This is a genomic window from Cytobacillus sp. SAFR-174 (assembly GCF_051964675.1).
Lineage (GTDB): Bacteria > Bacillota > Bacilli > Bacillales > Cytobacillaceae > Cytobacillus.
Genome location: NZ_JBQCMZ010000013.1, coordinates 98,904 through 122,365, shown reverse-complemented (window position 1 = coordinate 122,365; position 23,462 = coordinate 98,904). Strand labels below are relative to the sequence as shown.

Below are 23,462 nucleotides of genomic sequence, written 5' to 3'. Positions count from 1 at the left end.
ATTCGCCAACCAGAGTCTACTATTTTCCATAATTACACCAAATAGGATAACTTCCCCTAATTTTGTAAACAATAGTAACGTTCTGAAAGGAAGGGATGATTCAATTTGACTAAAAAGATACCGCCGTTTTTGAGGAAATTGCGTTACTTTGGAAAATCGGAGGACATAACAGATCATGCCACTGTTTCACCTTATGACCGGGAAACTGAGAAAATTTATAGGAGGCGCTGGCAGCACGATAAGGTAGTGAGAACAACCCATGGTGTAAACTGCACGGGGTCCTGCAGCTGGAAGGTTCATGTCAAGGACGGAATTATCACATGGGAGACCCAGCAGACTGACTATCCTACCACAGGGCCTGATATGCCGGAGTATGAACCGAGGGGATGTCCAAGAGGTGCAACGTTTTCATGGTATACATACAGTCCCATTCGGATTCGTTATCCATATGTGCGCAGCGCATTGATTGAGCTGTGGAGAGAGGCTTATAAAGAGCATAAAGATCCGGTTGAAGCCTGGAAAAGCATTGTAAATGATCCTGATAAGTCTGCCAGATATAAAACAGCGAGGGGAAAAGGCGGTTTTGTCCGCTCAAGCTGGGACGAGTTGAACACACTGATTTCGGCCTCACTGATTCATACAATCGAAGAGTTTGGACCTGATCGGATTTTTGGCTTCTCGCCGATTCCGGCCATGTCAATGGTCAGTTATGCGGGCGGTGCGAGATTTTTGAATCTGATTGGGGCCTCTCTCTTAAGCTTTTATGATTGGTATGCAGATTTGCCTCCTGCTTCTCCGCAGATCTGGGGGGAACAGACCGATGTGCCGGAGAGCTCGGATTGGTATAATTCCAGCTATTTAATGGTTTGGGGCTCCAATCTGCCGCAGACACGGACTCCGGATTCGCACTTCATGGTGGAAGCCCGCTATCGGGGAACTAAAGTGGTGGCTGTAAGTCCTGACTATGCTGAATTCGTTAAGTTTGCCGATAAATGGCTGCCTGTACAGGCGGGTATGGACGGAGCCATCGCCATGGCGATGACTCATGTTATTTTGAAAGAGTTCTATGTTGACCGGCAGGTGGACTATTTTAATAACTATGTTAAGCAATATACAGATCTGCCTTATCTTCTTGTGTTAAAGAAAAATGGTGACTTTTATCAGGGAGATAAGTTTTTAAGAGCATCAGATATTGGCAGAAAAACAGAGAACGGGGAATGGAAAACCGTTGTGCTCGATAAGAACACAAAAGAGTTTGCCGTTCCTAATGGCAGCATAGGACATCGCTGGGAAAATAACCAGAGCTGGAATCTTCATTTAAAAGACAGTGATAATGAACTGGATGGCATAGACCCGGTTCTTACCCTTAAGGGAATGGAAGATGAAGTCGTAATGGCCGGCTTTCCGTTCTTCGGGACAGAGAAAAAAGAAGTGTTAAAGCGTGGGATTCCTGTTAAAAAGTTTAAAAAGGACGGGGAAACCTTTGTGGTGACAACCGTTTTTGATATGCTTCTGGCCAATTGCGGTGTGAATCGGGATTTGCCTGGAGATTACCCGAAGGATTACGATGATCCGAAGCCTTATACACCTTCATGGCAAGAAGGCATCACAGGGGTGAACAGGAAGGATTGTGCACAGATTGCAAGAGAGTTCGCTCAAAATGCTATCGATTCAAAGGGAAGGTCCATGATTATCATGGGATCGGGAATTAACCATTGGTACCATTCGGATATGATTTACCGCGCCATTTTGAATATGGTTCTTCTCACTGGCTGCCAGGGTGTAAATGGAGGAGGATGGGCGCATTACGTAGGCCAGGAAAAAGTCCGGCCGCTTGAAGGCTGGCAGACCGTTGCCATGGCCAGGGACTGGGGCGGCCCGCCAAGGCTCCAGAACGGGACTTCCTTTTTCTATTTTGCAACTGAGCAATGGCGTTATGACAATCAAATGTCTGATGAATTAATTTCACCGCTCGTCAACAAACCGACTTATAAGCATCCAGGTGATTATAATGTCCTTTCTGCAAGACTCGGGTGGCTTCCGTCCTATCCGCAGTTTAATGAAAATTCCATTAAAATTGCCGAAAAGACTGGACTGACAGACAAAGGTGAAATCATTCAATCGGTCGTCAGACAGCTGAAGGAAGGAACGCTGAAGTTTGCCATTGAAAATCCGGAGGATCCGAAAAACTTTCCTAAGGTCCTGTTTGTGTGGCGGGCCAACCTGATCGGAAGCTCTGCCAAGGGACATGAATATTTCCTGAAGCATCTTCTGGGTACACATCATGGAAACTTGAGCGAGCAGAATGAGGAGGACCTGACCAATGAAATCAGCTGGGTGCAGGAGGTGCCTGAGGGCAAGCTTGATCTGATGATCGACTATGACTTTAGAATGTGCGGAACTGGCTTATACTCTGATATTATCATGCCGTCTGCGACCTGGTATGAAAAATATGATGTTTCCAGCACGGATATGCACCCCTTTATCCATCCCTTCAATCCGGCGATTACTCCTCCATGGGAAGCCAAATCGGACTGGGACGCATTTAAAAATCTGGCGAAGCGTTTTTCTGAAATGGCAGGAAAATATTTTAAAGAGCCGATTACCGATCTTGTGGCAACACCGCTCTTACATGATTCCAGGGACGAAATCTCCCAGGCATACGGGAAAATACCGGACTGGAAAAATGGAGACGTTGAGCCTAAACCTGGTGTGAATATGCCGCGGCTTCATCTGGTGGAAAGAGATCTTTCGAAGGTGTACGACAAGTTCATCGCACTCGGTTCGAATGTAAAAGAATCAATCGGTTCAAAAGGAATTGGCTGGGATGCTGCCAAAGAATATGAAAAGCTTAAGGCCATGATTGGCACCGCTTCACAGACAAAGGATTACAAAGACCTGCCAAGCCTGTATACGGACCGGAATGCAGCTGAGACGATTCTGACATTGTCCAGCACAACCAATGGTTCGCTTGCGATGAAAGCCTGGGGGGCATTAGAAAAGAAAACAGGATTACAGCTGAAGGATTTGGCGGAAGAACGGGCAGAAGAGCATGTGTCATTTGCAGAAATTACTGCTCAGCCAAGGAAGGTCATTTCATCACCTGTATTCAGCGGAACGGAAACCGGAAACCGCCGGTATAATCCTTTTACCACAAATGTGGAGCGCCTGGTGCCATGGAGGACATTGACAGGCAGACAGCATATTTATATGGATCATGATTTAATGCTGGAGTTTGGCGAAGAGCTTCCGAACTTTAAGGCACCACTCCATAAGCTTGCTTTCTACAAAGGAGATCATGAGCCTGCAGGCAAGGGAAATGAAATCACCCTTAGCTATTTAACACCGCATTTCAAGTGGTCGTATCACAGCACCTATGGAGATACGCTCCCGATGCTGACCCTTTTCCGCGGCGGGCCGCATGTATGGCTCAATAATGAAGATGCTTCGTCTGTCGGCATTGAGGATAATGACTGGATTGAGATGTATAACCGGAACGGTGTCGTCGTGGCCAGAGCTGTGGTCAGCCACCGAATGCCAAAGGGAATCGTGTTCATGTATCATGTTCAGGAACGCCATATTAATGTGCCTGGTTCCCCAATCACCAAACAGCGCGGAGGCACCTTTAACAGCCCGACAAGAATCCATGTAAAGCCGACTCAAATGATTGGCGGCTATGCCCAGTTTAGCTACGGATTTAATTACTATGGACCAACTGGGAACCAGAGAGATGAAAAAGTGGTTATCCGGAAAATGAACAGGGATGAGGTGGATTGGCTTGAAGATTAAAGCGCAGTTCGGAATGGTCATGAATCTTGATAAGTGCATCGGCTGCCATACCTGCAGTGTCACCTGTAAAAACACCTGGACGAACCGCCCGGGTGTTGAATACCAATGGTGGAACAATGTGGAGACCAAGCCTGGCATCGGCTATCCGAAGGAATGGGAAAACCAGGAGCTGAGAAAAGGCGGATGGGCGCTGAAAAATGGAAAGCTGGAATTGAAGGCAGGCGGCCGTGTCAATAAACTGCTTAATATCTTTTATAACCCTGACCTTGCCGATATTGATGATTATTATGAGCCCTGGACATATGACTATGAAAATCTGATCCAGAGCCCTGAGAAAAAACACCAGCCGGTAGCAAGGCCAAAATCCCAGCTGACAGGCGAGTATATGGACATTCAATGGGGTCCGAACTGGGAGGATGACCTCGCAGGTGTTCATGTAACCGGAAAGAAGGATCCGAACATGGCCGGGCTGGATGACCAGATTAAATTTGAATTTGAACAGGCATTTATGATGTATCTGCCGAGGATTTGCGAGCACTGCATGAATCCTTCCTGTGTGTCTTCCTGCCCTTCAGGAGCCATGTACAAACGGGAGGAAGACGGGATTGTGCTTGTGGACCAGGAAGCATGCCGCAGCTGGCGGTTCTGTATGACGGGATGCCCGTATAAAAAAGTTTATTTTAACTGGAAGACCCATAAAGCAGAAAAATGCACATTCTGCTACCCGAGAATTGAAGCGGGACTGCCAACTGTATGTTCGGAAACCTGTGTTGGCAGGCTTCGCTATATTGGGATTGTTCTATATGATGCCGATAAAGTGAAGGAAGCGGCATCCGTTCCTGATGACAAAGATTTATACGAAGCCCAGCTGGATATGTTCCTGGATCCCCATGATCCGGAAGTGATTAAGGAAGCGAAAAAAGAAGGCATTCCCGATGATTGGATTGAAGCCGCGCAAAGATCGCCGGTTTATAAAATGGCAGTGGAACAGCGGATTGCTCTTCCGCTTCATCCTGAATATCGCACGCTGCCGATGGTCTGGTATGTTCCGCCGCTCAGCCCATTTGTGAATGCATTCGGAGGGCAAATTGATGATCTGGATCCAAATATCATTTTCCCAACGATTAATCAGTTCAGAATCCCAATCGAGTATTTAGCCAATTTGTTCACAGCGGGTGATACAGAAGTGATTAAATCGGTGCTTAAAAAGCTTGTTGCGATGCGGACCTATATGCGCCAGGTGAACCTGGGAAAAGAACCGGATACAAGTGTACTGCAGGCGGCAGGAATGACCGAAGAGATTGTGCGGGATATGTATGAGCTTTCAGCCATTGCCAAGTATTCCGACAGATATGTGATCCCTGCTTCCCATAAAGAAAGAACCGGTGATATGCACAATATGCAAGGAAATGTCGGCTTTGATGATTTGGCCACAGACTGTAACTCCTGCAGTGTCGGCTCCGAAAGAGATCCGCTTTACTATTATGGCGAAGAATATTGGAGTGATTTGGATGAATCAAAACCAAGCGGTCTATAAATTAGCATCTGTCCTGCTTCAGTACCCATCCAGTGAATGGAAAGACTATTTGCCTGACCTGCATAGTGAAGCCGACTCACTGGATGATAAGCAAATCGCCGTCAGCCTGAAGAAATTTTTGGACTATCTGGACCGTACTGCTTATGAGGATCTGTGCCAAAATTATGTGCTGACCTTTGATTTTAATGAAAGGAGCACCTTGTACCTGACTTATTCCGTGTTTAAAGATAATCGGGAAAGAGGTCCGGCGCTGGTTAAATTGAGGCAGGAATTCAAGGAAGCGGGGGCAGAGCTCGAGAGCGATGAGCTTCCGGACTATCTGCCGCTTATTTTGGAATTTGCGGCTCTAACGGAACCTGAGAAATCAGCTAAGCTTTTGAAGCTGCACTTTCGGTCAATTGAGCGCCTGTCTTTGGAACTTGAAGCCCTGAACAGTCCTTATCACTTCCTGCTGGCGGCATGTGTCGACTGCATCAAACAGCTTCGCGCATCTGATGCAATTGGCAGCTCGGATGAAAGGAGAATCATATGAGCAGTCTTGATCTGTTTTTATGGGTGATTTTCCCTTATATTTGTCTGACGATATTTGTGCTCGGGCATATTTACCGTTACAATACCGACCAGTTTGGCTGGTCGGCTAAATCAAGTGAATTCCTGGAAAAGAAAAAGCTTAAATGGGGCAGCATTCTGTTCCATTGGGGCATTATCTTCGTGTTTTTCGGTCATGTAGCAGGCGTATTGATACCTAAAGTATTGTACGATACTGTGGGGATTACGGAGCATATGTATCATTTTGGCGCTGTCTGGTTTGGCGGAGCGGCAGGAGTCATTTGCGTGATCGGCGGGGCGTTGCTATTTGCAAGACGGGCATCCGTAAAACGAATTAAAATGAACAGCCAATTCAAAGACTGGCTATCACTCGTTATGCTTGGCATAGTGGTCATCGTCGGTTTTACCAACACAGTCGGATACACGGCATCTGGAGGGGATTTCGATTACAGGGTGACCATTGGACCATGGTTTAGAGGGCTTTTAACCTTTAACCCAGATCCCGCTTATATGATCGGAGCGCCGATCGGCTTCCAGGCACATGTATTGCTGGCATTTGTCCTATTTGCCATCTGGCCATTTACAAGGCTGGTTCATGTGTGGAGCCTGCCTTTGGCTTATCTGAAAAGGAGATATCTTGTGTACCGGAAAATGTCGCCTGCAAAAAATCAGAATGTAACTAAGCGCTAAAAGAAATAAGGAGCAGAAAGGCTTCATCGTGATACAGCCTTTCTTTTTCCTTTACAAGGAGGAATGATTGTTGGCTGGCCCAGCGTTAAAAAACCATTATTCACACCAATCCATTCATGATGGGTATTATACGGAAGGCCGTGATCTCACTGAAGTGCTCGTTAAACTGTCTCGTGAAGGCAGAGAGAAGGAGTGCGGGATTGCTGCCGAGGCACTGGTGGAGCATTGGGAGACCAGAACCATTGCCCATGCAGATTCCGAAGAGGAAGGGTTTTATCAGGAGGTTATGAAGGATAAACCGGACCTGAAGGAGGAAGTCATTAAGCTGATCAGAGATCATGATCTCTTAAGAATGCTTGTTTCTGACCTGAAGGAAAGGATTCCGCGAGATGGAGTAACAGAAGAAGTGATTGACCGCTTTAAAACCATTCTCCTGCTGGTGGATATCCACAATCAGACAGAGGAAAGAGTGTTATTCGGAATGAATAATAAAGGCCATTTACAAGAGTTGCGTGAAGATGATGAAGAAATTGCTTCTGGCCTGTAAAGTAGAAAACAGCACCTATGGAGGATAACGGGTTCGGATACCTATCACAATTTTTGCAGACCAAATTGCTATACCGGCAATTTGGTTTTTTGTTTTGTGGGGCATTTATAAACCATTATTACAGAGAAGGATTTATGCTCCTTTTGGTTGAATTTCTAATTAAACTAACGGATCAGTTTTGTTGAATTATGAACCAAGTTTCTGAATATGACAATAAAGAGAAATTCATTAGAGTGGGAGTGTTTACTTTGAGGATATTGGTTACAGGTTCAACAGGACAACTAGGGTCAACTTTAGTTAAGCAACTAAAAGGTTCTGATTATAAAGTTAAAATAACTTCTAGAAGAAAACCTGAAGGATTAGGACATTTCGAGTGGGTTTATAGCGACTTATCGTCTGGTGAAGGATTAGATGCCGCAGTAAAAGATGTAGATGTAATAATACACGCAGCAACAAGTCCGATGAAAAATTCAAAAATGGTCGAGGTTTTAGCGTTTAAGGAGTTTTTAGGTAAAATGAAACACATAAAACATTTTATTTATCCGTCAATTGTTGGGATAGATGAAATACCATTTAAATATTATAAACACAAATATGAAGCAGAAGAGTTGTTAAATAATTGTTCTATCCCACACACAATTGTACGTGCCACTCAGTTCCACAATTTTGTCGAAAATTTATTTATATCAAAACCACTCTTTAAAAGATATATTGTCCCTGGAAACTTTAAATTTCAAAGTGTTGATGTTAGTGAATTTGCCAGTCATCTAATAGGTTTAGTGGAGAAAGATCCACAAGGAAGAGCGGATGATTTTTGTGGACCAGATATTATGACATTAAAAGAAATGGCTGAACTGAAAATCCAAAAAAATAAGGAGTCAAATAAAGTTTTAAGCATTTCTTTTCCAGGAAAACTGTACAAATCTATCTCAGAGGGGAAAAATACAAATTCTTTTCGAAAAATGGGGAAAATCACCTTCGGGGAATATCTAAGTAATAAGATCGAATGAGGTATTCAGGCTGCTGAGGGGGCCTTCTTTATTTCCTAATAAGGATTGTGGAAATTGTATTTCGTTCATAAATAAAAATCGCTTAACGCAACTGTTAAGCGATTTTTTTTCATTCTCCAAATTATCTTTCTGTTAGCAAAATTGCCGGTTAAAATGTACCGTAATTTGCAGCCGAACTTTTGACAGGTAACTGAACCCGTTACCTGGGGGAAGGTGTTTTTTACTTTTTGGAGATATCGCTGAACATGGCCACATGCAGCTTCGGTTCGTCTGCATCATTTTTGATGGTACTGATGGTTAGCCACTCTGGAAAGATCTCGCCGTTCTTCTTTTTGTTCCAGATTTCACCCTGCCAATATCCTTTCGTCTCAATTTCCACCCACATCTGCTTATAAAACTCTTTTGTATGTTTTCCTGACTGAAGGATTGCAGGTGTTTTGCCGACCGCTTCTTCCGGTGTAAATCCAGTAACCTTTGTGAAGGCTGGATTTACTTGTTTAATAATTCCTTTTAAATCGGTAATCATCATGCCGGACTCTGTACTTTCAAGCACCTGTTTCGATAAGCTGAGCTTATCCTGGTAGTAAAGCCAAACGACCAGAATTAAGCTTGCGAGGGCAAATTCGGATAATGCCATAAAACCGATGGCATAATGACCGGTCCAATCGAACTGAATGGTTAAAATAATCGGCGGGAAAAATCCGCCAAGTCCCCCCATAGCAGCGACTATCCCATTGACAATCCCGGCTTGTTTGGAAAAATACATAGGTACAAGTTTAAATATGGTTCCATTTCCAATTCCTGCACAAATGGCTACACCGAGACATCCAACTGTGTAGATCGGAAGTGATGGCGTGAAGGATAAGAGAAATCCGCCGAATGTCAGCCCTGAGAATACAAGCATCAAAATGACAAAGGAATTGAATTTATCCCCAAGCCAACCGCCGGCAGGGCGCAAAAAGGTAGCGATGGCAATAAAGCCGGCCGTCCGAAGTCCTGCATCCACTTTATCCAGTCCAAAGTGATTTACAAGGAAATTGGGCAAATAAATGGTAAAGGCTACGAAGGATCCAAACGTGATGAAATAAAACAAACTTAACAGCCATAATTTAGGATTGCGGTAAACACTTCTAATCTGCTCCCCGAGAGACACCTGGACTTTCTTTTCCTTACGGTCACCAAGCAAGAAATTTAATACCGCAATGAGTGCTAAAAGAATGATAAAGAACTGCACCGTAATTCGCCAGCCAAAGCTGTTTGCCAGTACCGGCGCCAAGAAGGCGGTTACTGCAGTACCGATGTTGCCGGCTCCGTAAATGCCATTTACAAAACCGTGCCGTTCTTTTGGATAGTATTTCGGCAAGGAGGTAACACCAACAGAGAATACTGCTCCGCCAATCCCCAGTAAAAGCCCTCCGAGGATGAGGGTCATCATCGTACCTGCTGAACTGATCACAAACACAGGCAGAATCAGGACAATGAAGCTTACGGTGAAAATAGGCCTTGCACCATAACGGTTGGTCCAGTAGCCAATTGGGACTCTTAATAAAGACCCCAATATGACAGGTATGGCCGTGACTAACGCCACCTCTCCCGGATTGAGGGCAATATCGGACTGGATATAGGGCATCAGTGAGGAAAGAATGACCCACACCATGAAGCCGACAACCAAACTTCCTGTCTGCAGAACTAATTGAAAGCTTCCTTTTTGCATAACGCTCTCCTTTCATGTAGGAAATGCATGTGTGAACGTGATGTATTAGGGCATTCTTAGTTTTAAAATACCCAAATACTTACAGGTCAACCATACTTTTTCCGGGACCATAACCTGAGTTGACAAATTCGGGAACATTATCTCTGCATAGCAAATTGATGAATAAGGAACTATATATTAAAACTTTGCTTATAAATATATGCTTCTGTTGGAGGAGATAAGTTCTTTACATAGCAGGTATAGAAATAAAAAAAGGCGGTTCATTTGTATGTATTGGTTTCCTTATCTTTCATTGGCCATTAATCTCATTGTAATTTGGTTTATGCCAAAGCGTTTAACGAATAAAGAAATATACGTAAGCTGGGCTGTCATTGCTTTGATTAACTTAAGTACAGACGTAATGCTAAGTTTATATTTTCGGCTGTATGAGTTAAACGGCGGGGGAGTACAGCTGGGGGTACATATTATTGAATTAACTCTTGGTGCGTCATTCGGGATTATTTTTTTGAATTTCATGCCGGAAAGCAGGCGTTCTTTTTTCATTTATACAGCAGCCTGGGTCATTTTCTCTGTTCTTTATGAAATGGTTACGGTTAAGATGGATTTTATTAATTATTTCTTCTGGAAATGGTGGTATTCTTTCTTCTACTATTTTGCTGCTTTTTTATTTGTCCGCTGGCATTTGCATTATATCAGGTCAAATTAGAGCTTCCTGCTATTGCCGGAAGCTCACAGCCTTTCTTTATTCCTTTCCATTCTGTTATCGAAGAACTTCCTGGCCTCGTGTTTTATCATATTTCTGATCGTTCTTAATATTTTCATGTTCATCACCACTATAGGAATACGCAGATGAAAATATTCTGTGCCAGTCCGTGTATCGGGAGAAATAACAAAAGACTCCTGCTCCGTTGGTCAGGGGCAGAAGTCTTTCAGCGATTTTTAATTTCTTTCAGGAGTGCCAGGCGGCATATAGCTTGGCGGGATTCTCAGCCAGCCTCTTTCCTTCATTAAATTCTTAAGAGGGGAGGCAATTTCCATTAAGTGCACCTGTAAGGTAAAGAACATTAACCCCACATCTGTTCTGACTGTTTTACTCATAGCCTGTGCACAAAAGGTTATGCTTGCTGCGATTTTTACTGATATTAAATTAGCGATTTCATCTTCCGTTAACTTGACACCTTCAGGAACAGAATCCGGGTTGGAAAGTGGTTTTTCGGCATTAGTTAAAGGCAGTGGCACTCCTTCTTTAAGCAGAAAATTCTCAATCATTTTTGTGTCGGCCCTGCTTCCTTTAATGGAGGAGCGTATAGTATGCAATAGTTCAGGATCTGTGGTCATATTTAAGGCAATATAGTAAAGGGAGTGGGCTTCATGGAATGCTGTATACAGAGTCCATAAATCCATAACCTCCCCGACATGCAGCGGCGGCTTTGGTTCGTTATCAGCAAAATTCTTAATGGTTTCCTTAATGGCCTCGAATGGGTTTTGCATTATTTCACCCCATCATATGTATTTTTTTTAGTTTTGCCGATATTTTCAATTTCATTCAATATTAAGGAAATGACTAATTTTTTTTGAAACTATTTTTGAGAATATTCGTAATACATTAGGAGCAGACCTTACTCGGAAAAGGGGAATTTCTGAATGAGAAATAGAGTCCTGAAGAGACTTTCCTATCTTTTTACCGGAGAATCAATGAGTTTAATCATGTTTGTCTTCATCAGAAATAATGAAAAAGGGAGTTGGTCAGGTGTCCACGGGATTTGGTGCTAAATACAAAGAAAGAGATTCTGATCTTCCGCGACATAGAGAAAGAATAATGCAATGCATTGAAAAGGATTTGATACATGATCAAAATGTGTTGTCTGTTTTTTATGGCGGCTCAGTTGGAGAAAACAATACGGATTTATTTTCAGACATCGATGTGAGGATTGTCGTGAAAGACGGGGCATTTGAGGAGTATAGGCATAATAAAAGAGAAAGGGCAAAAAAATGGGGAGATGTTTTATTTTTCGAAGATAATATCCGGGCTGCACATACTGTTGCACACTACACTAATTTCTTAAAAGTTGATGCATTTTATTATTCTACTAAACAGCTTTGGCCAACTGTATGGCTTCAAAATATTAAAATTGTTCATGATACGGATGGATTAATGTTTGGATTATCCCAAAGATCAAAGGATTTAACTTACCAGCCTGAAATTGAAGATATAGAAAGCTGGAGAAATAAATTTTTTGCATATGTACATGAAATATACAGACGAGTGAGCCGGGGTGAGGTATATTATGCTCTTCGCTGCCTGGACAATCTTCGGTTATCCATAATAAATGCATGGCATATGGAAGCAGGGGTGCAGCCAAATACCTTTGGAGATTGGGCCAGATTGCAAGGATCAAGGAGCAAACTTGAAGACTGGCAGCTGATTCTTCTGGAAGAATGGTTCAGCAGCCAGGAACCCTCTGAAATTATGACGGTAATGACATGCATTTTCCCCGAATTCAGAAGAGTACATGCATGTCTGTGTCATAAGGTTGGGCTTGAGGAAAATAGTGATTTGGTGGATAAGGTACTTGGAATGGTTATTTGAAAAATACATATTAAATTAATGAAAGCAAGAGATGACAATGGCAAAAGTAGTTGGGTTTGAATTAAACTGTCAGGATCCGGAAAAAGCAGCTGAGTTTTATTCCAAAGTTTTTAACTGGGAGATAGAAGAGCGAAGTGGGGATATCGGCCCGTCCATACTGAAAAAGCTCAAAATCAAGCAATTAATGGGGGTATCAGTATAGGTCCAAGTGATTACCCGCATGGAACCAGGATTCAGATTGAAGTAGAATACGATTGATGACACCATATCACTTGCAACAGAGAATGGAGCAATGGTTGTAAGAGATAAAATGGAATTTGATGACTTTTATCTTGCCTATTTGGCTGTAGAGGCTAATTTAACTAACGAAGCAGGATTGTTTAAGAAGAAAAACAGGAACTTGTTGCAATAGCTAAAACGCAAGACACCAGTTAATTTATTAGGAGGAAGTTTTATGCGAAAAAAATCTTTAGTAATAATTGATATTCAAAATGACATAACAAAGAATTACAAAGATATCATTGACAATATCAACAAATCAATTGATTGGGCGGTCGAAAATAATATTCATGTTGTTTACATAAGACATGAGAATTTGTCACCTGGTACGAGAACTTTTAAAACAGGTACACTAGGTGCGGAATTAGCTCCAGATTTGAAAATAGTATCAGAAAATGTTTTTACAAAATATAAAGGAAGCGCATTAACAAGTGAAGAATTCACAGATTTTATTAGTATAAATGAAATAGACGACTTCTACATTACTGGAGCGGATGCTGTTGCTTGTGTTAAGTCAACTTGCTATAACTTACGTAAATCAAACTATGGGGTTAGTGTACTATCAGATTGCATTACCAGTTATGATAAAAAGAAAATTGATGGTATGATAGACTATTATGAAAGTAAAGGATGCGAGATAATTTGTTTGAATGACTTATTGATTTAAGAATTTTTTTAGGACCATTTAATCGTCCAGAGGCTGTTTTAGCATACTGCTTTGCTCCGCTTAAAGTATCTATACGCACTACTCAATAATTAAAGAATAATTTTTGGAATAAGTTTCTGAACTAATGTACTTAAACATAAGGGTGCTTATCTTCAATAACGTGCTGCTATAAAGAAAGCTCAGAGCATAATGGCTCCGAGCTTTTTTCGTGCTAATTTTACTGCTAAAGTGTTCAGCTAATTACACTGCGAAAAGCATTGCAAATTCGAATTTTGCACTTCAAAACCGAATCCGTTATGCTCATCCAGTTCCGTTTTTGATTTAGATACTTTCGCTCTTGCGCTTGCTGATGAATTTGTAAGCGAAGAAAATAATGAGTCCCGCAAGGATAATCAGGACTATAGGAAGGGCATAGCTATTGAAAATTTCCTCTGCTTCTTTATAATGAGGGCCAAGCTTGAACCCAAGGTAAACATAAAATGCGGTAATCGGAAGCATTGCCAGGAATGTATAGATTGAGAACTTCCACACATTCATTTTGGCCATTCCGCATGGAATCGATATCGCTGTACGGACAACCGGCAGAAAGCGGGCAAAGAAAGCCACACCTGAACCATATTTTTCAAAGAACTTGTCCGACGCATCAATCTGTTTTTGTGAAACTAAAAAGTATTTTCCGTATTTTAAAACCATGGGACGGCCGCCATATCGGCCCAGCGCATATAATGTCAGCGGTCCGATCGTTCCTCCCACAGTGCCTGCTAATACAACCAGATAATAATTAAAGTCACCCTGGAAGACCCAAAAGCCGGCCAAAGGAAGAACCACTTCTGCCGGGACAAATTCAAAGCATAGGGCAAGCAATATCCCAAAGTAAGAAAACTGTTTTAAAAATTCAATTAAGCTGATAACAATTTCTGACATAGTCACACATCCTGTTGATTAATAAGAAAAGCGCAAGCCGACCCATCGAGGGGGTAGGCGCTAGAGCTAGACAATTCACAAAGTTTATAGATATAAAATGTACATAAGTCAGTCTAACGGGTAATAAGAAAACAATCAAGTATTTATATAGACACAAAAATGGCGGCTGCCTTAATCGGAGCCGCCGTTTTTTCTTAGGCTAACTGGGGCTTGCTTTTAAAAACCTCCAGATAATGAAGCTGGTGTCCATCTTTTTCGTGGACTTTAAATGTAAATCCATCCGCTTCAATCTCTGTTCCTATTTCTGCTTCCATATGCTGTGTAAGGAACCAGCCGCCAATAGTATCTACGTCTTCATGCTCAAAATCCGTGCCAAGCAGATTATTGACATCTTCTATAAGAAGCTTGGAATCCAGGATATAATGATCATCATTCAGCTTTCGTATCTCCGGAACTTCATCTTCATCAAATTCATCACGGATCTCACCGACTATTTCTTCAAGAATGTCTTCAACCGTCACCAATCCGGAAGTTCCGCCATATTCATCCATTAAAATGGCAATATGGATGCGTTCCTTCTGCATTTTGACAAGCAGGTCATGAATGGGAATGCTTTCAATGACATGGATGACCGGATTAATAAAGGAGTCTAAATCAAGGTTCTCAGGTGTAATCCTGTCTGTTAGACTGGCAGTCAGAAATTCTTTTACATTAATAAACCCGCGGATATTGTCTTTATCCCCATCTTCAACGGGGTATCGCGTGTAATTTTCTGTCTGGATGGTTTGCATAATTTCTGCCAGTGTATTATCGAAGGCAATCGTAACCATCTCAGTACGCGGGACCATGATTTCTTTTGCAATTCTTTCATCAAATTCAAAGATATTGTTCACGTACTTTAATTCATTTTTATTGATTTCACCGCTCTTATAACTCTCAGATAAAAGAATTCGCAGTTCTTCTTCTGAATGGGCCATTTCATGCTCAGAAGCCGGCTTTAAACCAAACAGGCCAACGAGTACCCTGGCAGATCCATTTAAGAACCAAATGAATGGAAACATCACTCGGTAGAACCAGATAATCGGTGCTGCGAAAGCCATTGTAACTGCTTCCGCTTTTTGAATGGCAACTGTTTTTGGTGCAAGCTCTCCTACAACGACATGCAGGAAGGTGACTAAAGCAAAGGCAATACCAAATGATAAAATATGGGTAAGGGACTCTGCTATTTCAAACCTCTCAAATAACGGATGCAATAACTTTTCAACCGTTGGCTCACCAAGCCACCCGAGACCTAATGCAGTGATGGTAATCCCCAATTGGCAGGCCGATAAATATTCATCCAGGTGCGTGACGACTCTCTTAGCCGCTATAGCCCTTTTATTCCCTTCAGCAATCAGCTGATCAATTCGGGAAACACGGACCTTTACAATCGCAAACTCGGTTGCTACGAAGAATGCGGTTAATGCTATTAATAATGCAATCAATAATAAATTTATGGTTGTCAACAAGCAGTCTTACTAAAAAGTAAGACATACACCTCCTAAAATGGTAATAATACTTAATAAGTTCACTACTTAAATTGTGCCCAAACAAATATCCATAATGCTCCAAAAATCAAAAAAACGATATCAGTTCAGCAATAAGAGCAGTGACTGAATTAATGATAAGCTTTCATGTGAAATATTTTTTTTAACATACTCATATTTTTCCGGATCTGATTTCTTCAGCTGTGAAAGTGCTTTCGTCACATCTTCCTCCAGATCCTGAATTTTTAGCCTTAGCTCAAGAACATCTACCTCTTCAGAAAATTGGCTGATGACTTTTTTCTTGATTTCCTCCAATGACAAACCATCCGCTTTACATTTCTCGATAAAAGCAATACGTTCGATGGAGGAGTGGTCATAATAGCGATAATTTGAAGGTGAACGTTCTGCTTCTAAAAGACCCAGGGAAGTATAGTAATCAATCGTTCTCTTCGTAACCTTTGCTTTTTCAGCCAATTCTCCTATTCTTAACTTCTCAGCCCCATGAGGTTTCCTCCAAACTGTTACGTGATGGTTATGAATCTAATTATACTAAACTATCATAGAAAAGCAATGAAATTGAATGTAGAAGGGGAGGGTGAGCTCCGAAAAAAATAACACCGGATAACCGGTGTTATTTTGTGATCAGGCTTTAACAGCCTCTTTCTTTGCTTCTGTTTCCGTGACAATAACTGCACAAGCAGCATCTCCTGTAATATTGACAGCTGTTCTCGTCATATCAAGCAAACGGTCAATACCGATAATTAAGGCGATACCTTCAACCGGCAGGTTAACGGAGTTAAGAACCATGGCAAGCATAATAAGGCCGACACCCGGCACACCTGCAGTACCTACGCTGGCAAGCACCGCGGTAAGAACAACGGTGATAAGCTGGGTGAGTGATAAATCCACATTGAATACCTGTGCGATAAATATAGTGGCAACACCCTGCATGATGGCTGTCCCATCCATGTTGATCGTTGCACCAAGCGGCTGAACAAAGCTGCTGATTGATTCAGGAACTTTCAGATTCTTTTGAGCAGTATTCATGGAAATCGGCAACGTTGCATTACTGCTTGAAGTACTGAACGCAACTCCCATTGCCGGTGCAAAGCCTTTAAAGAACCAAATCGGGTTTTTCTTTGCAAGTAAAGCAATGGAACCTCCATAGGTTAAGATCGCGTGTATAAATAACGCGAGAAGGACAACAATCATATAAAGTCCCATGGCTTTAATGGCACTTAGACCTTGGCTGCCGACAGCTGAAACGATAAGTCCGAATGTTCCATATGGCGCAAATTTCATAACCAGATTAACAAGATACATCATTATGTCATTGCCCTGTTCAATCAGGTTTAAAATGCCTTTTGTTTTATTGCCAAGCATCGTTAAGGCAAATCCGACGAAAATGGAAAAAGTAATAATCTGAAGCATGTTTCCTTCTGTGAAGGCTTTTACAGGATTGGTCGGAATAATATTTAATAGGGTGTCAGAGACAGGCGGAGCTTCTTCAGATTCATACTCCACGTTTGTTACGTCAAATTCCCCAACATTTCCCGGCTGGAAGACATATGCCAAAGCGAGTCCGATAATAATCGCTATACTTGTAGTAACTAAAAAGTAGGATATCGTTTTTACACCGATTCTTCCTAATTTCTTTGGATCACCAAGTCCTGCAGTACCGAGGGTGATGGAAAAGAATACGATCGGGACAACCAGCATGTTAATCAGATTTAAAAAGATTTTTCCAAGCGGTGTAAACAAAAACTTGTCAAGCTCAGGGAATATTCCAGGCGCAAACAAATTAATCAGCAGGCCTGTAATTCCCCCTGCAATCAAAGCAATAATAATTTTAGTTGATAATTTCATACGCGTTCCTCCAATGAATGATGTAAAAAAATGTAAAATACAGACACAAAAAATAATGTCCTTCCCTATATTACCCCCAAAAAACATAAATCTAACTTAAAAAAGGCAACAAAAAAACACAGAGGTATAACCACTGTGCATATATGCAGTGTTTCCCTCTCAACACGCTTACGAGGTTAGCTGTCGGGTTCGGGTTTTGAGAGTACCCTACCTATAAAAGGATTCACCCCAGGTACTTTATAAAAAGTACAATTGGTTCCCCCGCTCAATAAAGATTAAGCGAAAATCATTTATGTTTTTTTAATATAATAACAAAATAGTATGAAATTTGTAAACATCCTTTTAATTATTTGTTATTTCCAATAATATATTATTCAAACAATAATATTAAGGTATTAGAAATTAAGCCAGTTGAAAATAGGATGTCTATTTTTGTCCTTGACTTTCAGTTCCTTCTTATTCAGCTTGTCTTCATGTTCGGCAAGCCACTTTTTCAACTCCACTTTATCCTTGCATTGCGTATAATAAGTCTCGCCGTTTTTTCCAGTGGCACTCACAACATATCTGCATGTATTTCCCATAATGCACCCTTTTCAAAGTAATTTCTTTTTGAATTATAACAAGATATCTGGCAATGTCCACTATATTTTTAAAGAAAATAGATATATGCATTATGGGAAAACAAACCTATTTTCGCAAAACTGTAATAAAACCGTCCAGAATATCGTGACTCTTAGTAAATCCTTTACTTACATAAAATTCAAGGGCCTCTGTATTACCATTTGATACATAAATAAAATAGTCTTCCACATCTTTAAATTGACCTAACCATTCCATCGACATGTTAAAAAGCACTGACCCGATTCCGTATTGCCGGTAGCCATCTTTAATAAAGAATTGTGATAAGCAGCCAACATTGTCTTTCTCAACTGAAGATAAATCAAAAAAAGTGGCGATATCATTCGAGTAGGCTTCCTTAGGAGAAACATTGGAATAGACATAGCCCACGACTTCTTCATCGTCCTTAACAATTACAATATAATTATGTATAGCAGATTTTACGGATGGAACCATTCTTGTTTCAAAGTTCATGCTGTCAAATCGCTCAGGTGTTATATGTGCCTTTGATTTCTGAAAAGCCATCAGCTCATTGCATAAATCCCGGCATAGGCTGATTTCGTCTTCTTTTACCACTTCATAGTTTAGATTCATACCAATTCACCCCTTTAGCTAACATTTTATATTGGAAGGGACTCATTCGTCCAAAAAAGAGGGGATTTTTTTTCGATAGAGAATTAGTTTTTAAAACTAATATAAAAAGAGGGACGATCATGATTAAGGAAATAAATATTAAGGACCGAAAAGCGGCTGAGCAGGTTCTAAGCGTACAGCTTTCCGCGTACAAAATTGAGGCTGAAATCATTGGTTATCCTGATTTACCGCCTTTGAAGGATTCGGCGGACGATTTGCGAACAACCGGAGAGACCTTCTTTGGGTACTTTACTGGAGAAAAATTATGCGGTGCGATTTCCTTTAAAGAGAAGAATGATGTTTTAGATATTCACAGACTGATTGTGCATCCTGAACATTTTAGGAAGGGGATTGCACAAAAGCTGCTGAATTACATTGGGCGGAGGCCGATCATAAAAAAAATGATTGTCACAACCGGTTCCAGGAATACTCCAGCTGTCGCATTTTATCTGAAAAATGGATTTAAAGAGGTAGAAATGATCAAAATAAACGATTTACTCACAATTACTGCTTTTGAGAAATTATTATAAGAAACCCGTGAAGGTGGAAAGGAGCGGCAATATGAATTTTAACTTAAGAGAAGCTATTGAGATTCTTGAACGTACACCTGATACGCTGGATGCCTTACTAAGAGGTTTATCTTCAGAATGGCTCAATGGCAATGAAGGGGAAGGGACGTGGAATGCAGCCGAAGTGGTTGATCATTTGATTGATGGCGAGGAGAAAAATTGGATTCCGCGACTGACATTTATTTTGCAGGAAGGGAAAAGCAAGCCATTTCCTCCATTTGACCGTTTTGCTCATTTAAGTTTGTCAGGGGATCTGCCATTTGAAGAAAAGCTTAAAATCTTTAAGACCCTTAGAATGAAAAATTTGGCTTCGCTGAGAGGTATGCCTGATCTGGAAACTCATTTCGAAAAGAAAGGCCTTCATCCGGCATTTGGTCCAGTAAGAGTCAGGGAATTGATTTCCACTTGGGCTGTGCATGATCTTACGCATATTTCACAGATTTCAAGAGTATTGGCAAATAGGTACAGGACAGATGTTGGTCCTTGGATTGAATATTTGGGCATATTAAAAAAGTAAGCACTTTAAAAAATTGTTAAGTATTGTAAAACAGTATAATTTTGGGACCAATACATCATGCCCTGGCCGAAGGTGTTCATTTATACTAGGTGTTGATTGTGACTTTTCTGATTATTCGAAGTCCTTTCAAAACATTATGGAGGCGAATGAATGCTGAATCGTAAGAGAAAAGGTCTGCTGTTATCGCTGATTCTATTTGCTGCCATTCTCATTGTAATGCAGCCCATACAAGATTCAATAACAAAGGCAGCTGCTGGAGATGGGTCCTGGTCATCACCTTATTCGGTTTCTCAGGGAATCAATGCTCAGAATAACTCATCCAAAACTGTTCAAGGCTATGTGGTTGGACAGCCGACTGCAACAAATACGGTGATCACCAGCGGGTTTCCAAATGACTATGCTTTAGCGCTGGCGGATAGTCCATCAGAGACCAGCTTGGCTAAGATGATTTATGTTCAAATTCCATCCTCCTTTCGCTCAAGCTATGGTTTGAAATCGAATCCATCTCTGATGGGAAAGAAAATGAAAGTAACGGGAGCGCTGACTGCTTATTTTTCTCATCCGGGGCTTAAGGATGGTACTGCTTTTGAACTGGATGGCGGCGGAGCAATCGACCCGGAACCCGGACCTGGAGGGTATTATGATGCTGCAAATGGAAAAACAGGTGAGTCTTTAAAATCTGCTCTTCATAACATCATTGATGACCATAATGAAATTTCCTATTCCAATGTATGGGAAGCTCTTCGTGAAACAGACGAAGACCCGGCTAATCCGAATAACGTCATACTCTTATATACCGGGCGTTCACAGGGCAAACTCACCAATGGATCTGGAGTCAATGATTGGAACAGGGAACATGTGTGGGCTAAATCGCACGGGGACTTTGGCACAGCGATGGGGGCGGGAACTGACCTTCATCATTTGCGGCCAACAGATGCTTCTGTAAATAGTTCGAGAGGAAATCTCGACTTTGATAATGGGGGATCCCAGCACTCTGAAGCACTTGGAAATTACTATGACTCAGATTCCTGGGAACCAAGGGATGCCGTAAAAGGCGATGTAGCCCGGATGCTGTTTTATATGGCTGTCCGCTATGAAGGAGACAGCGGAGAAGTGGATCTGGAGCTGAACAATGCAGTCAACAACGGTTCTGCTCCTTATCATGGCAAAATGTCTGTCCTGCTCGAGTGGCATAAGGAAGATCCGGTCGATGATAAAGAACGGAGAAGAAACGAAATCATCTACTCTGATTACCAGCATAATCGCAATCCGTTTATCGATCATCCTGAGTGGGCATCTGCGATTTGGGAATAAGGCACTATCCGTTTTAAGAAACAATTCAGTTAAGATAATTCATAGAGAAATTACACACAAAAAGCTCAGAGTATGTGACTCTGAGCTTTATTTTTTGTATGTGGCCTAATCCGATAAAGAACCCAATTAATGCTTAATAATTACTCGTTTTTAACGATTTCTTCCCAGTAATCCCAGGCTTCAAGGTATTCCTGGAAATCACATGGATGATGCTTTATACAAGTTGCCATTCTAAGATATAAACCAACTAGTGCCTCTTCATATAAAACAGAAAGATTCATATCACTTTTAGATTTCAAAAAGGCTGCTGCACTAAGGAGGGTTTCTTTCGTTAGTTCCTCTGGGGATGAACAAAAAGCATAAATTAAATCATATAAAGGCTCGCCAATAACAGGCGTCGGGTCAATTACACCACTTAATTGTCCATTACGAAAAATAAAATTATGTACTCCGCAATCCCCGTGCAGTAAAAATGCCTCTTTGCCTTTGCTGTTTTTTTCAGCAAGCTCCAGTACGAGATTATAATGACGATTATCTAATCGTGAATGAAGGATTTTATTTGCTTCATTGATGTTATCAAGTATAAAACTATGCCAAGACTTCGATGGCTGATCCGCCCAGCCCCAGCCATTAATGCTGTCAACGGGTTTGTAATGATTTAAAAGCCCTTGCACCAGTGTTTGGAGGGTTTCTTTTTTGTTTTTTCTAACATAATTGGCAGTGCCTTCAATGAAGGAATAAACGATGTACTCGTATAATGGATCAACGAATAAGAGTTTCGGCAATAAATCAGTCTTCTTGTAATCATTAAGGAAATTTGCCTCTGATTTAATAATTTGTGGTTCATTTTTCTTAATGACATACTTCATTTCCTCAAAATGCAGAAGGTACAATTCACTAACCGTACCCCCATTTAATTTTTCATGATAAGTTGGCTTTGAAGGTAAAATGTTATTGTTCATTAGCTGATGTATTATTTCTTGTATATTCATATTTCTCCCCCTATCTATGACGCTTTCTTCTGCTTCTCTTTATATTTTAATATAATTTACCAAGTTTCTAGCTGAATTTTCAAAATAATTGAGTATAAAACGTTTGCGATTTCTTACTCGATCTCTAATGTGCAAACAGGGCAGGATTCTTGAAGAAGGTATTTGTAATAGAAAATTGAATAATTACTTACATATACAGTGAGTTAATTTTAATATAAAGGAGAATTTAAATTGAGCGAACTTAAACTAATAAAGACTTACAAAAACGAGCTTCAAAAATACTCTTTAGAACAGCTAAGCTATAAATCTGAAGAAACGGTCTGGTCAATTGGGCAAATGTATGACCATTTAATCCTTGTAGCCCATGAGTACCTGGATAATATGGAAAAATGCTCCAAATTATATGATGAACAGCCCCTTGGGAAAACTGAGTTTGGTTTGCATTTATTTAAGATAGGAGGGTTTCCTCCAATAAAAATTAAATTGCCGGCTGAACTAAATGCTCCACCTAATAATTCAGATAGCAAGGATGATCTTAACAGCAGAATGGATCAAGTAATTCTAAGGCTAAGTCAATGGGAATCGAAAGTGGATAATATAAACCCAAAATATAAAGTAGAGCATGGGGGGTTCGGATGGCTGAATGCAAGGGAATGGTATGATTTAGTTGGTATGCATTTCCGTCATCACTTGCGCCAAAAAGCTGAGTTAGAACAAAGGCTTGTTAAATGATGGCTGTATAAGTTGAGGGTAGGAAAGTTTTGGGTAGGATAGTTTTGGCTAGCCTGTCTTCTTATTCAATAACAGGTGCGTTATTCCGCAAGGAATGACCAAAAGGACCTTATGAGGAGGTCTTTTTCTTTTGTTCAAAAAATTAATATCCCTTTAAACTCAGCTTTATGAGAAAAAGATTGACAAGAGATAAACATGGGAGTAATTTATATTTATTAATTTCATAGTAAACCTTTTTGCTGAATCATTTGAGCGGGGGAACCAATTTTGATAAACCTTGTTTATCTTGGGGTGAATCTTAGCATATTAAGGCTAAGAAGGGATACTCTCAATCCCTAATCCGACAGCTAACTCCGTAAGCCAAATCGAGAGAAGGGTTAATGGAAACCATTGGCCATT

23 protein-coding genes and 2 riboswitches are annotated in these 23,462 nt (G+C 41.0%); of the genes, 14 read left to right on the top strand and 9 right to left on the bottom strand.

The window, feature by feature from the left end; all coding sequences use genetic code 11:
* The first annotated feature begins 105 nt into the window (after positions 1-105).
* From ACTHRG_RS14725 to ACTHRG_RS14700, 6 genes are all read left to right on the top strand, one after another.
* Entirely contained in the window at positions 106-3,789 is a 3,684-nt protein-coding gene (locus ACTHRG_RS14725; protein WP_440231475.1) for a nitrate reductase subunit alpha, read from the top strand.
* Positions 3,779-5,326 (top strand): nitrate reductase subunit beta, encoded by a 1,548-nt coding sequence (gene narH, locus ACTHRG_RS14720; protein WP_076261719.1) that lies wholly within the window; start codon positions 3,779-3,781, stop codon positions 5,324-5,326. Before ACTHRG_RS14725 ends, narH begins: the two co-directional genes overlap by 11 nt.
* Positions 5,301-5,858 (top strand): nitrate reductase molybdenum cofactor assembly chaperone, encoded by a 558-nt coding sequence (gene narJ / locus ACTHRG_RS14715; RefSeq protein ID WP_440231474.1) that lies wholly within the window; start codon positions 5,301-5,303, stop codon positions 5,856-5,858. The genes narH and narJ overlap by 26 nt, the downstream gene beginning before the upstream one ends.
* Positions 5,855-6,565 carry a respiratory nitrate reductase subunit gamma gene (gene narI, locus ACTHRG_RS14710; RefSeq protein WP_076261724.1) on the top strand — a complete coding sequence of 237 codons (711 nt, stop codon included), beginning with the start codon at positions 5,855-5,857 and terminating at the stop codon, positions 6,563-6,565. The genes narJ and narI overlap by 4 nt, the downstream gene beginning before the upstream one ends.
* Positions 6,566-6,635: 70 nt before the next feature.
* Entirely contained in the window at positions 6,636-7,112 is a 477-nt protein-coding gene (locus ACTHRG_RS14705) for a hemerythrin domain-containing protein (protein WP_440231472.1), read from the top strand.
* A gap of 239 nt (positions 7,113-7,351) precedes the next feature.
* On the top strand, positions 7,352-8,122 hold the full coding sequence (locus tag ACTHRG_RS14700; RefSeq protein ID WP_286149056.1) for an SDR family oxidoreductase: 771 nt from the start codon (positions 7,352-7,354) through the stop codon (positions 8,120-8,122).
* Between the two features lie 220 nt (positions 8,123-8,342).
* Here the strand turns inward: ACTHRG_RS14700 and ACTHRG_RS14695 are convergent, their stop codons facing one another.
* Positions 8,343-9,836 (bottom strand): nitrate/nitrite transporter, encoded by a 1,494-nt coding sequence (locus tag ACTHRG_RS14695; protein WP_440231470.1) that lies wholly within the window; start codon positions 9,834-9,836, stop codon positions 8,343-8,345.
* 268 nt (positions 9,837-10,104) lie between these two features.
* Here ACTHRG_RS14695 and ACTHRG_RS14690 point away from each other — a divergent pair, with 268 nt between their 5' ends.
* Positions 10,105-10,542, top strand: coding sequence for a hypothetical protein (locus ACTHRG_RS14690; RefSeq protein ID WP_076261735.1), 438 nt, complete (start codon positions 10,105-10,107; stop codon positions 10,540-10,542).
* 233 nt (positions 10,543-10,775) lie between these two features.
* On the opposite strand, the gene ACTHRG_RS14685 is transcribed toward ACTHRG_RS14690, so the two are convergent.
* A complete protein-coding gene (locus ACTHRG_RS14685; RefSeq protein WP_076261737.1) occupies positions 10,776-11,327 on the bottom strand; it encodes a DUF3231 family protein in 552 nt (183 codons plus the stop codon).
* Between the two features lie 259 nt (positions 11,328-11,586).
* Here ACTHRG_RS14685 and ACTHRG_RS14680 point away from each other — a divergent pair, with 259 nt between their 5' ends.
* The 3 genes from ACTHRG_RS14680 (at position 11,587) to ACTHRG_RS14670 (ending at position 13,372) form a co-directional block, all read left to right on the top strand.
* Positions 11,587-12,426 carry an aminoglycoside 6-adenylyltransferase gene (locus tag ACTHRG_RS14680; RefSeq protein WP_440231468.1) on the top strand — a complete coding sequence of 280 codons (840 nt, stop codon included), beginning with the start codon at positions 11,587-11,589 and terminating at the stop codon, positions 12,424-12,426.
* 37 nt (positions 12,427-12,463) lie between these two features.
* Positions 12,464-12,628, top strand: coding sequence for a VOC family protein (locus tag ACTHRG_RS14675; RefSeq protein ID WP_440231466.1), 165 nt, complete (start codon positions 12,464-12,466; stop codon positions 12,626-12,628).
* A 252-nt stretch (positions 12,629-12,880) separates the two neighbouring features.
* Positions 12,881-13,372 carry a cysteine hydrolase family protein gene (locus ACTHRG_RS14670; RefSeq protein WP_440231465.1) on the top strand — a complete coding sequence of 164 codons (492 nt, stop codon included), beginning with the start codon at positions 12,881-12,883 and terminating at the stop codon, positions 13,370-13,372.
* Between the two features lie 321 nt (positions 13,373-13,693).
* Here ACTHRG_RS14670 and ACTHRG_RS14665 read toward each other — a convergent pair whose 3' ends face one another.
* From ACTHRG_RS14665 to ACTHRG_RS14640, 6 genes are all read right to left on the bottom strand, one after another.
* Positions 13,694-14,296 carry a DedA family protein gene (locus ACTHRG_RS14665; RefSeq protein ID WP_440231464.1) on the bottom strand — a complete coding sequence of 201 codons (603 nt, stop codon included), beginning with the start codon at positions 14,294-14,296 and terminating at the stop codon, positions 13,694-13,696.
* Between the two features lie 194 nt (positions 14,297-14,490).
* A complete protein-coding gene (locus ACTHRG_RS14660; protein ID WP_076261756.1) occupies positions 14,491-15,801 on the bottom strand; it encodes a hemolysin family protein in 1,311 nt (436 codons plus the stop codon).
* 123 nt (positions 15,802-15,924) lie between these two features.
* Positions 15,925-16,296, bottom strand: coding sequence for a MerR family transcriptional regulator (locus ACTHRG_RS14655; protein WP_048010004.1), 372 nt, complete (start codon positions 16,294-16,296; stop codon positions 15,925-15,927).
* A gap of 168 nt (positions 16,297-16,464) precedes the next feature.
* Positions 16,465-17,688 carry a dicarboxylate/amino acid:cation symporter gene (locus ACTHRG_RS14650; RefSeq protein ID WP_076261759.1) on the bottom strand — a complete coding sequence of 408 codons (1,224 nt, stop codon included), beginning with the start codon at positions 17,686-17,688 and terminating at the stop codon, positions 16,465-16,467.
* A 149-nt stretch (positions 17,689-17,837) separates the two neighbouring features.
* Positions 17,838-17,980: riboswitch (cyclic di-AMP (ydaO/yuaA leader) on the bottom strand.
* A gap of 103 nt (positions 17,981-18,083) precedes the next feature.
* Positions 18,084-18,269: a hypothetical protein gene (locus tag ACTHRG_RS14645; protein WP_174751507.1), complete on the bottom strand. Its 186-nt coding sequence runs from the start codon at positions 18,267-18,269 to the stop codon at positions 18,084-18,086.
* A gap of 106 nt (positions 18,270-18,375) precedes the next feature.
* Positions 18,376-18,900 (bottom strand): GNAT family N-acetyltransferase, encoded by a 525-nt coding sequence (locus ACTHRG_RS14640; protein ID WP_440231463.1) that lies wholly within the window; start codon positions 18,898-18,900, stop codon positions 18,376-18,378.
* A gap of 119 nt (positions 18,901-19,019) precedes the next feature.
* Here ACTHRG_RS14640 and ACTHRG_RS14635 point away from each other — a divergent pair, with 119 nt between their 5' ends.
* The 3 genes from ACTHRG_RS14635 (at position 19,020) to ACTHRG_RS14625 (ending at position 21,339) form a co-directional block, all read left to right on the top strand.
* Complete coding sequence (locus ACTHRG_RS14635) at positions 19,020-19,469, top strand: GNAT family N-acetyltransferase (RefSeq protein ID WP_076261767.1); 450 nt, start codon at positions 19,020-19,022, stop codon at positions 19,467-19,469.
* A 31-nt stretch (positions 19,470-19,500) separates the two neighbouring features.
* Entirely contained in the window at positions 19,501-20,025 is a 525-nt protein-coding gene (locus ACTHRG_RS14630) for a DinB family protein (protein ID WP_076261769.1), read from the top strand.
* 150 nt (positions 20,026-20,175) lie between these two features.
* On the top strand, positions 20,176-21,339 hold the full coding sequence (locus tag ACTHRG_RS14625; protein ID WP_076261771.1) for an endonuclease: 1,164 nt from the start codon (positions 20,176-20,178) through the stop codon (positions 21,337-21,339).
* A gap of 140 nt (positions 21,340-21,479) precedes the next feature.
* On the opposite strand, the gene ACTHRG_RS14620 is transcribed toward ACTHRG_RS14625, so the two are convergent.
* Positions 21,480-22,331 (bottom strand): phosphotransferase, encoded by an 852-nt coding sequence (locus ACTHRG_RS14620; protein ID WP_076261773.1) that lies wholly within the window; start codon positions 22,329-22,331, stop codon positions 21,480-21,482.
* Between the two features lie 231 nt (positions 22,332-22,562).
* On the opposite strand from ACTHRG_RS14620, the gene ACTHRG_RS14615 reads away from it, so the two are divergent.
* Positions 22,563-23,063, top strand: a complete 501-nt coding sequence (locus tag ACTHRG_RS14615; protein ID WP_440231462.1) for a DinB family protein — start codon at positions 22,563-22,565, stop codon at positions 23,061-23,063.
* Between the two features lie 227 nt (positions 23,064-23,290).
* Positions 23,291-23,440: riboswitch (cyclic di-AMP (ydaO/yuaA leader) on the top strand.
* Positions 23,441-23,462 lie beyond the last annotated feature (22 nt).

Coding starts and splice junctions, on each gene's coding strand:
- ACTHRG_RS14645 (WP_174751507.1), bottom strand. CDS start 18,269: ATGGGAAATACATGCAGATATGTTGTGAGTGCCACTGGAAAAAACGGC.
- narJ (WP_440231474.1), top strand. CDS start 5,301: ATGAATCAAAACCAAGCGGTCTATAAATTAGCATCTGTCCTGCTTCAG.
- ACTHRG_RS14635 (WP_076261767.1), top strand. CDS start 19,020: ATGATTAAGGAAATAAATATTAAGGACCGAAAAGCGGCTGAGCAGGTT.
- ACTHRG_RS14665 (WP_440231464.1), bottom strand. CDS start 14,296: ATGTCAGAAATTGTTATCAGCTTAATTGAATTTTTAAAACAGTTTTCT.
- ACTHRG_RS14620 (WP_076261773.1), bottom strand. CDS start 22,331: ATGAATATACAAGAAATAATACATCAGCTAATGAACAATAACATTTTA.
- ACTHRG_RS14685 (WP_076261737.1), bottom strand. CDS start 11,327: ATGCAAAACCCATTCGAGGCCATTAAGGAAACCATTAAGAATTTTGCT.
- ACTHRG_RS14670 (WP_440231465.1), top strand. CDS start 12,881: ATGCGAAAAAAATCTTTAGTAATAATTGATATTCAAAATGACATAACA.
- ACTHRG_RS14640 (WP_440231463.1), bottom strand. CDS start 18,900: ATGAATCTAAACTATGAAGTGGTAAAAGAAGACGAAATCAGCCTATGC.
- ACTHRG_RS14630 (WP_076261769.1), top strand. CDS start 19,501: ATGAATTTTAACTTAAGAGAAGCTATTGAGATTCTTGAACGTACACCT.
- ACTHRG_RS14625 (WP_076261771.1), top strand. CDS start 20,176: ATGCTGAATCGTAAGAGAAAAGGTCTGCTGTTATCGCTGATTCTATTT.
- ACTHRG_RS14675 (WP_440231466.1), top strand. CDS start 12,464: ATGGCAAAAGTAGTTGGGTTTGAATTAAACTGTCAGGATCCGGAAAAA.
- ACTHRG_RS14695 (WP_440231470.1), bottom strand. CDS start 9,836: ATGCAAAAAGGAAGCTTTCAATTAGTTCTGCAGACAGGAAGTTTGGTT.
- narI (WP_076261724.1), top strand. CDS start 5,855: ATGAGCAGTCTTGATCTGTTTTTATGGGTGATTTTCCCTTATATTTGT.
- ACTHRG_RS14650 (WP_076261759.1), bottom strand. CDS start 17,688: ATGAAATTATCAACTAAAATTATTATTGCTTTGATTGCAGGGGGAATT.
- ACTHRG_RS14690 (WP_076261735.1), top strand. CDS start 10,105: ATGTATTGGTTTCCTTATCTTTCATTGGCCATTAATCTCATTGTAATT.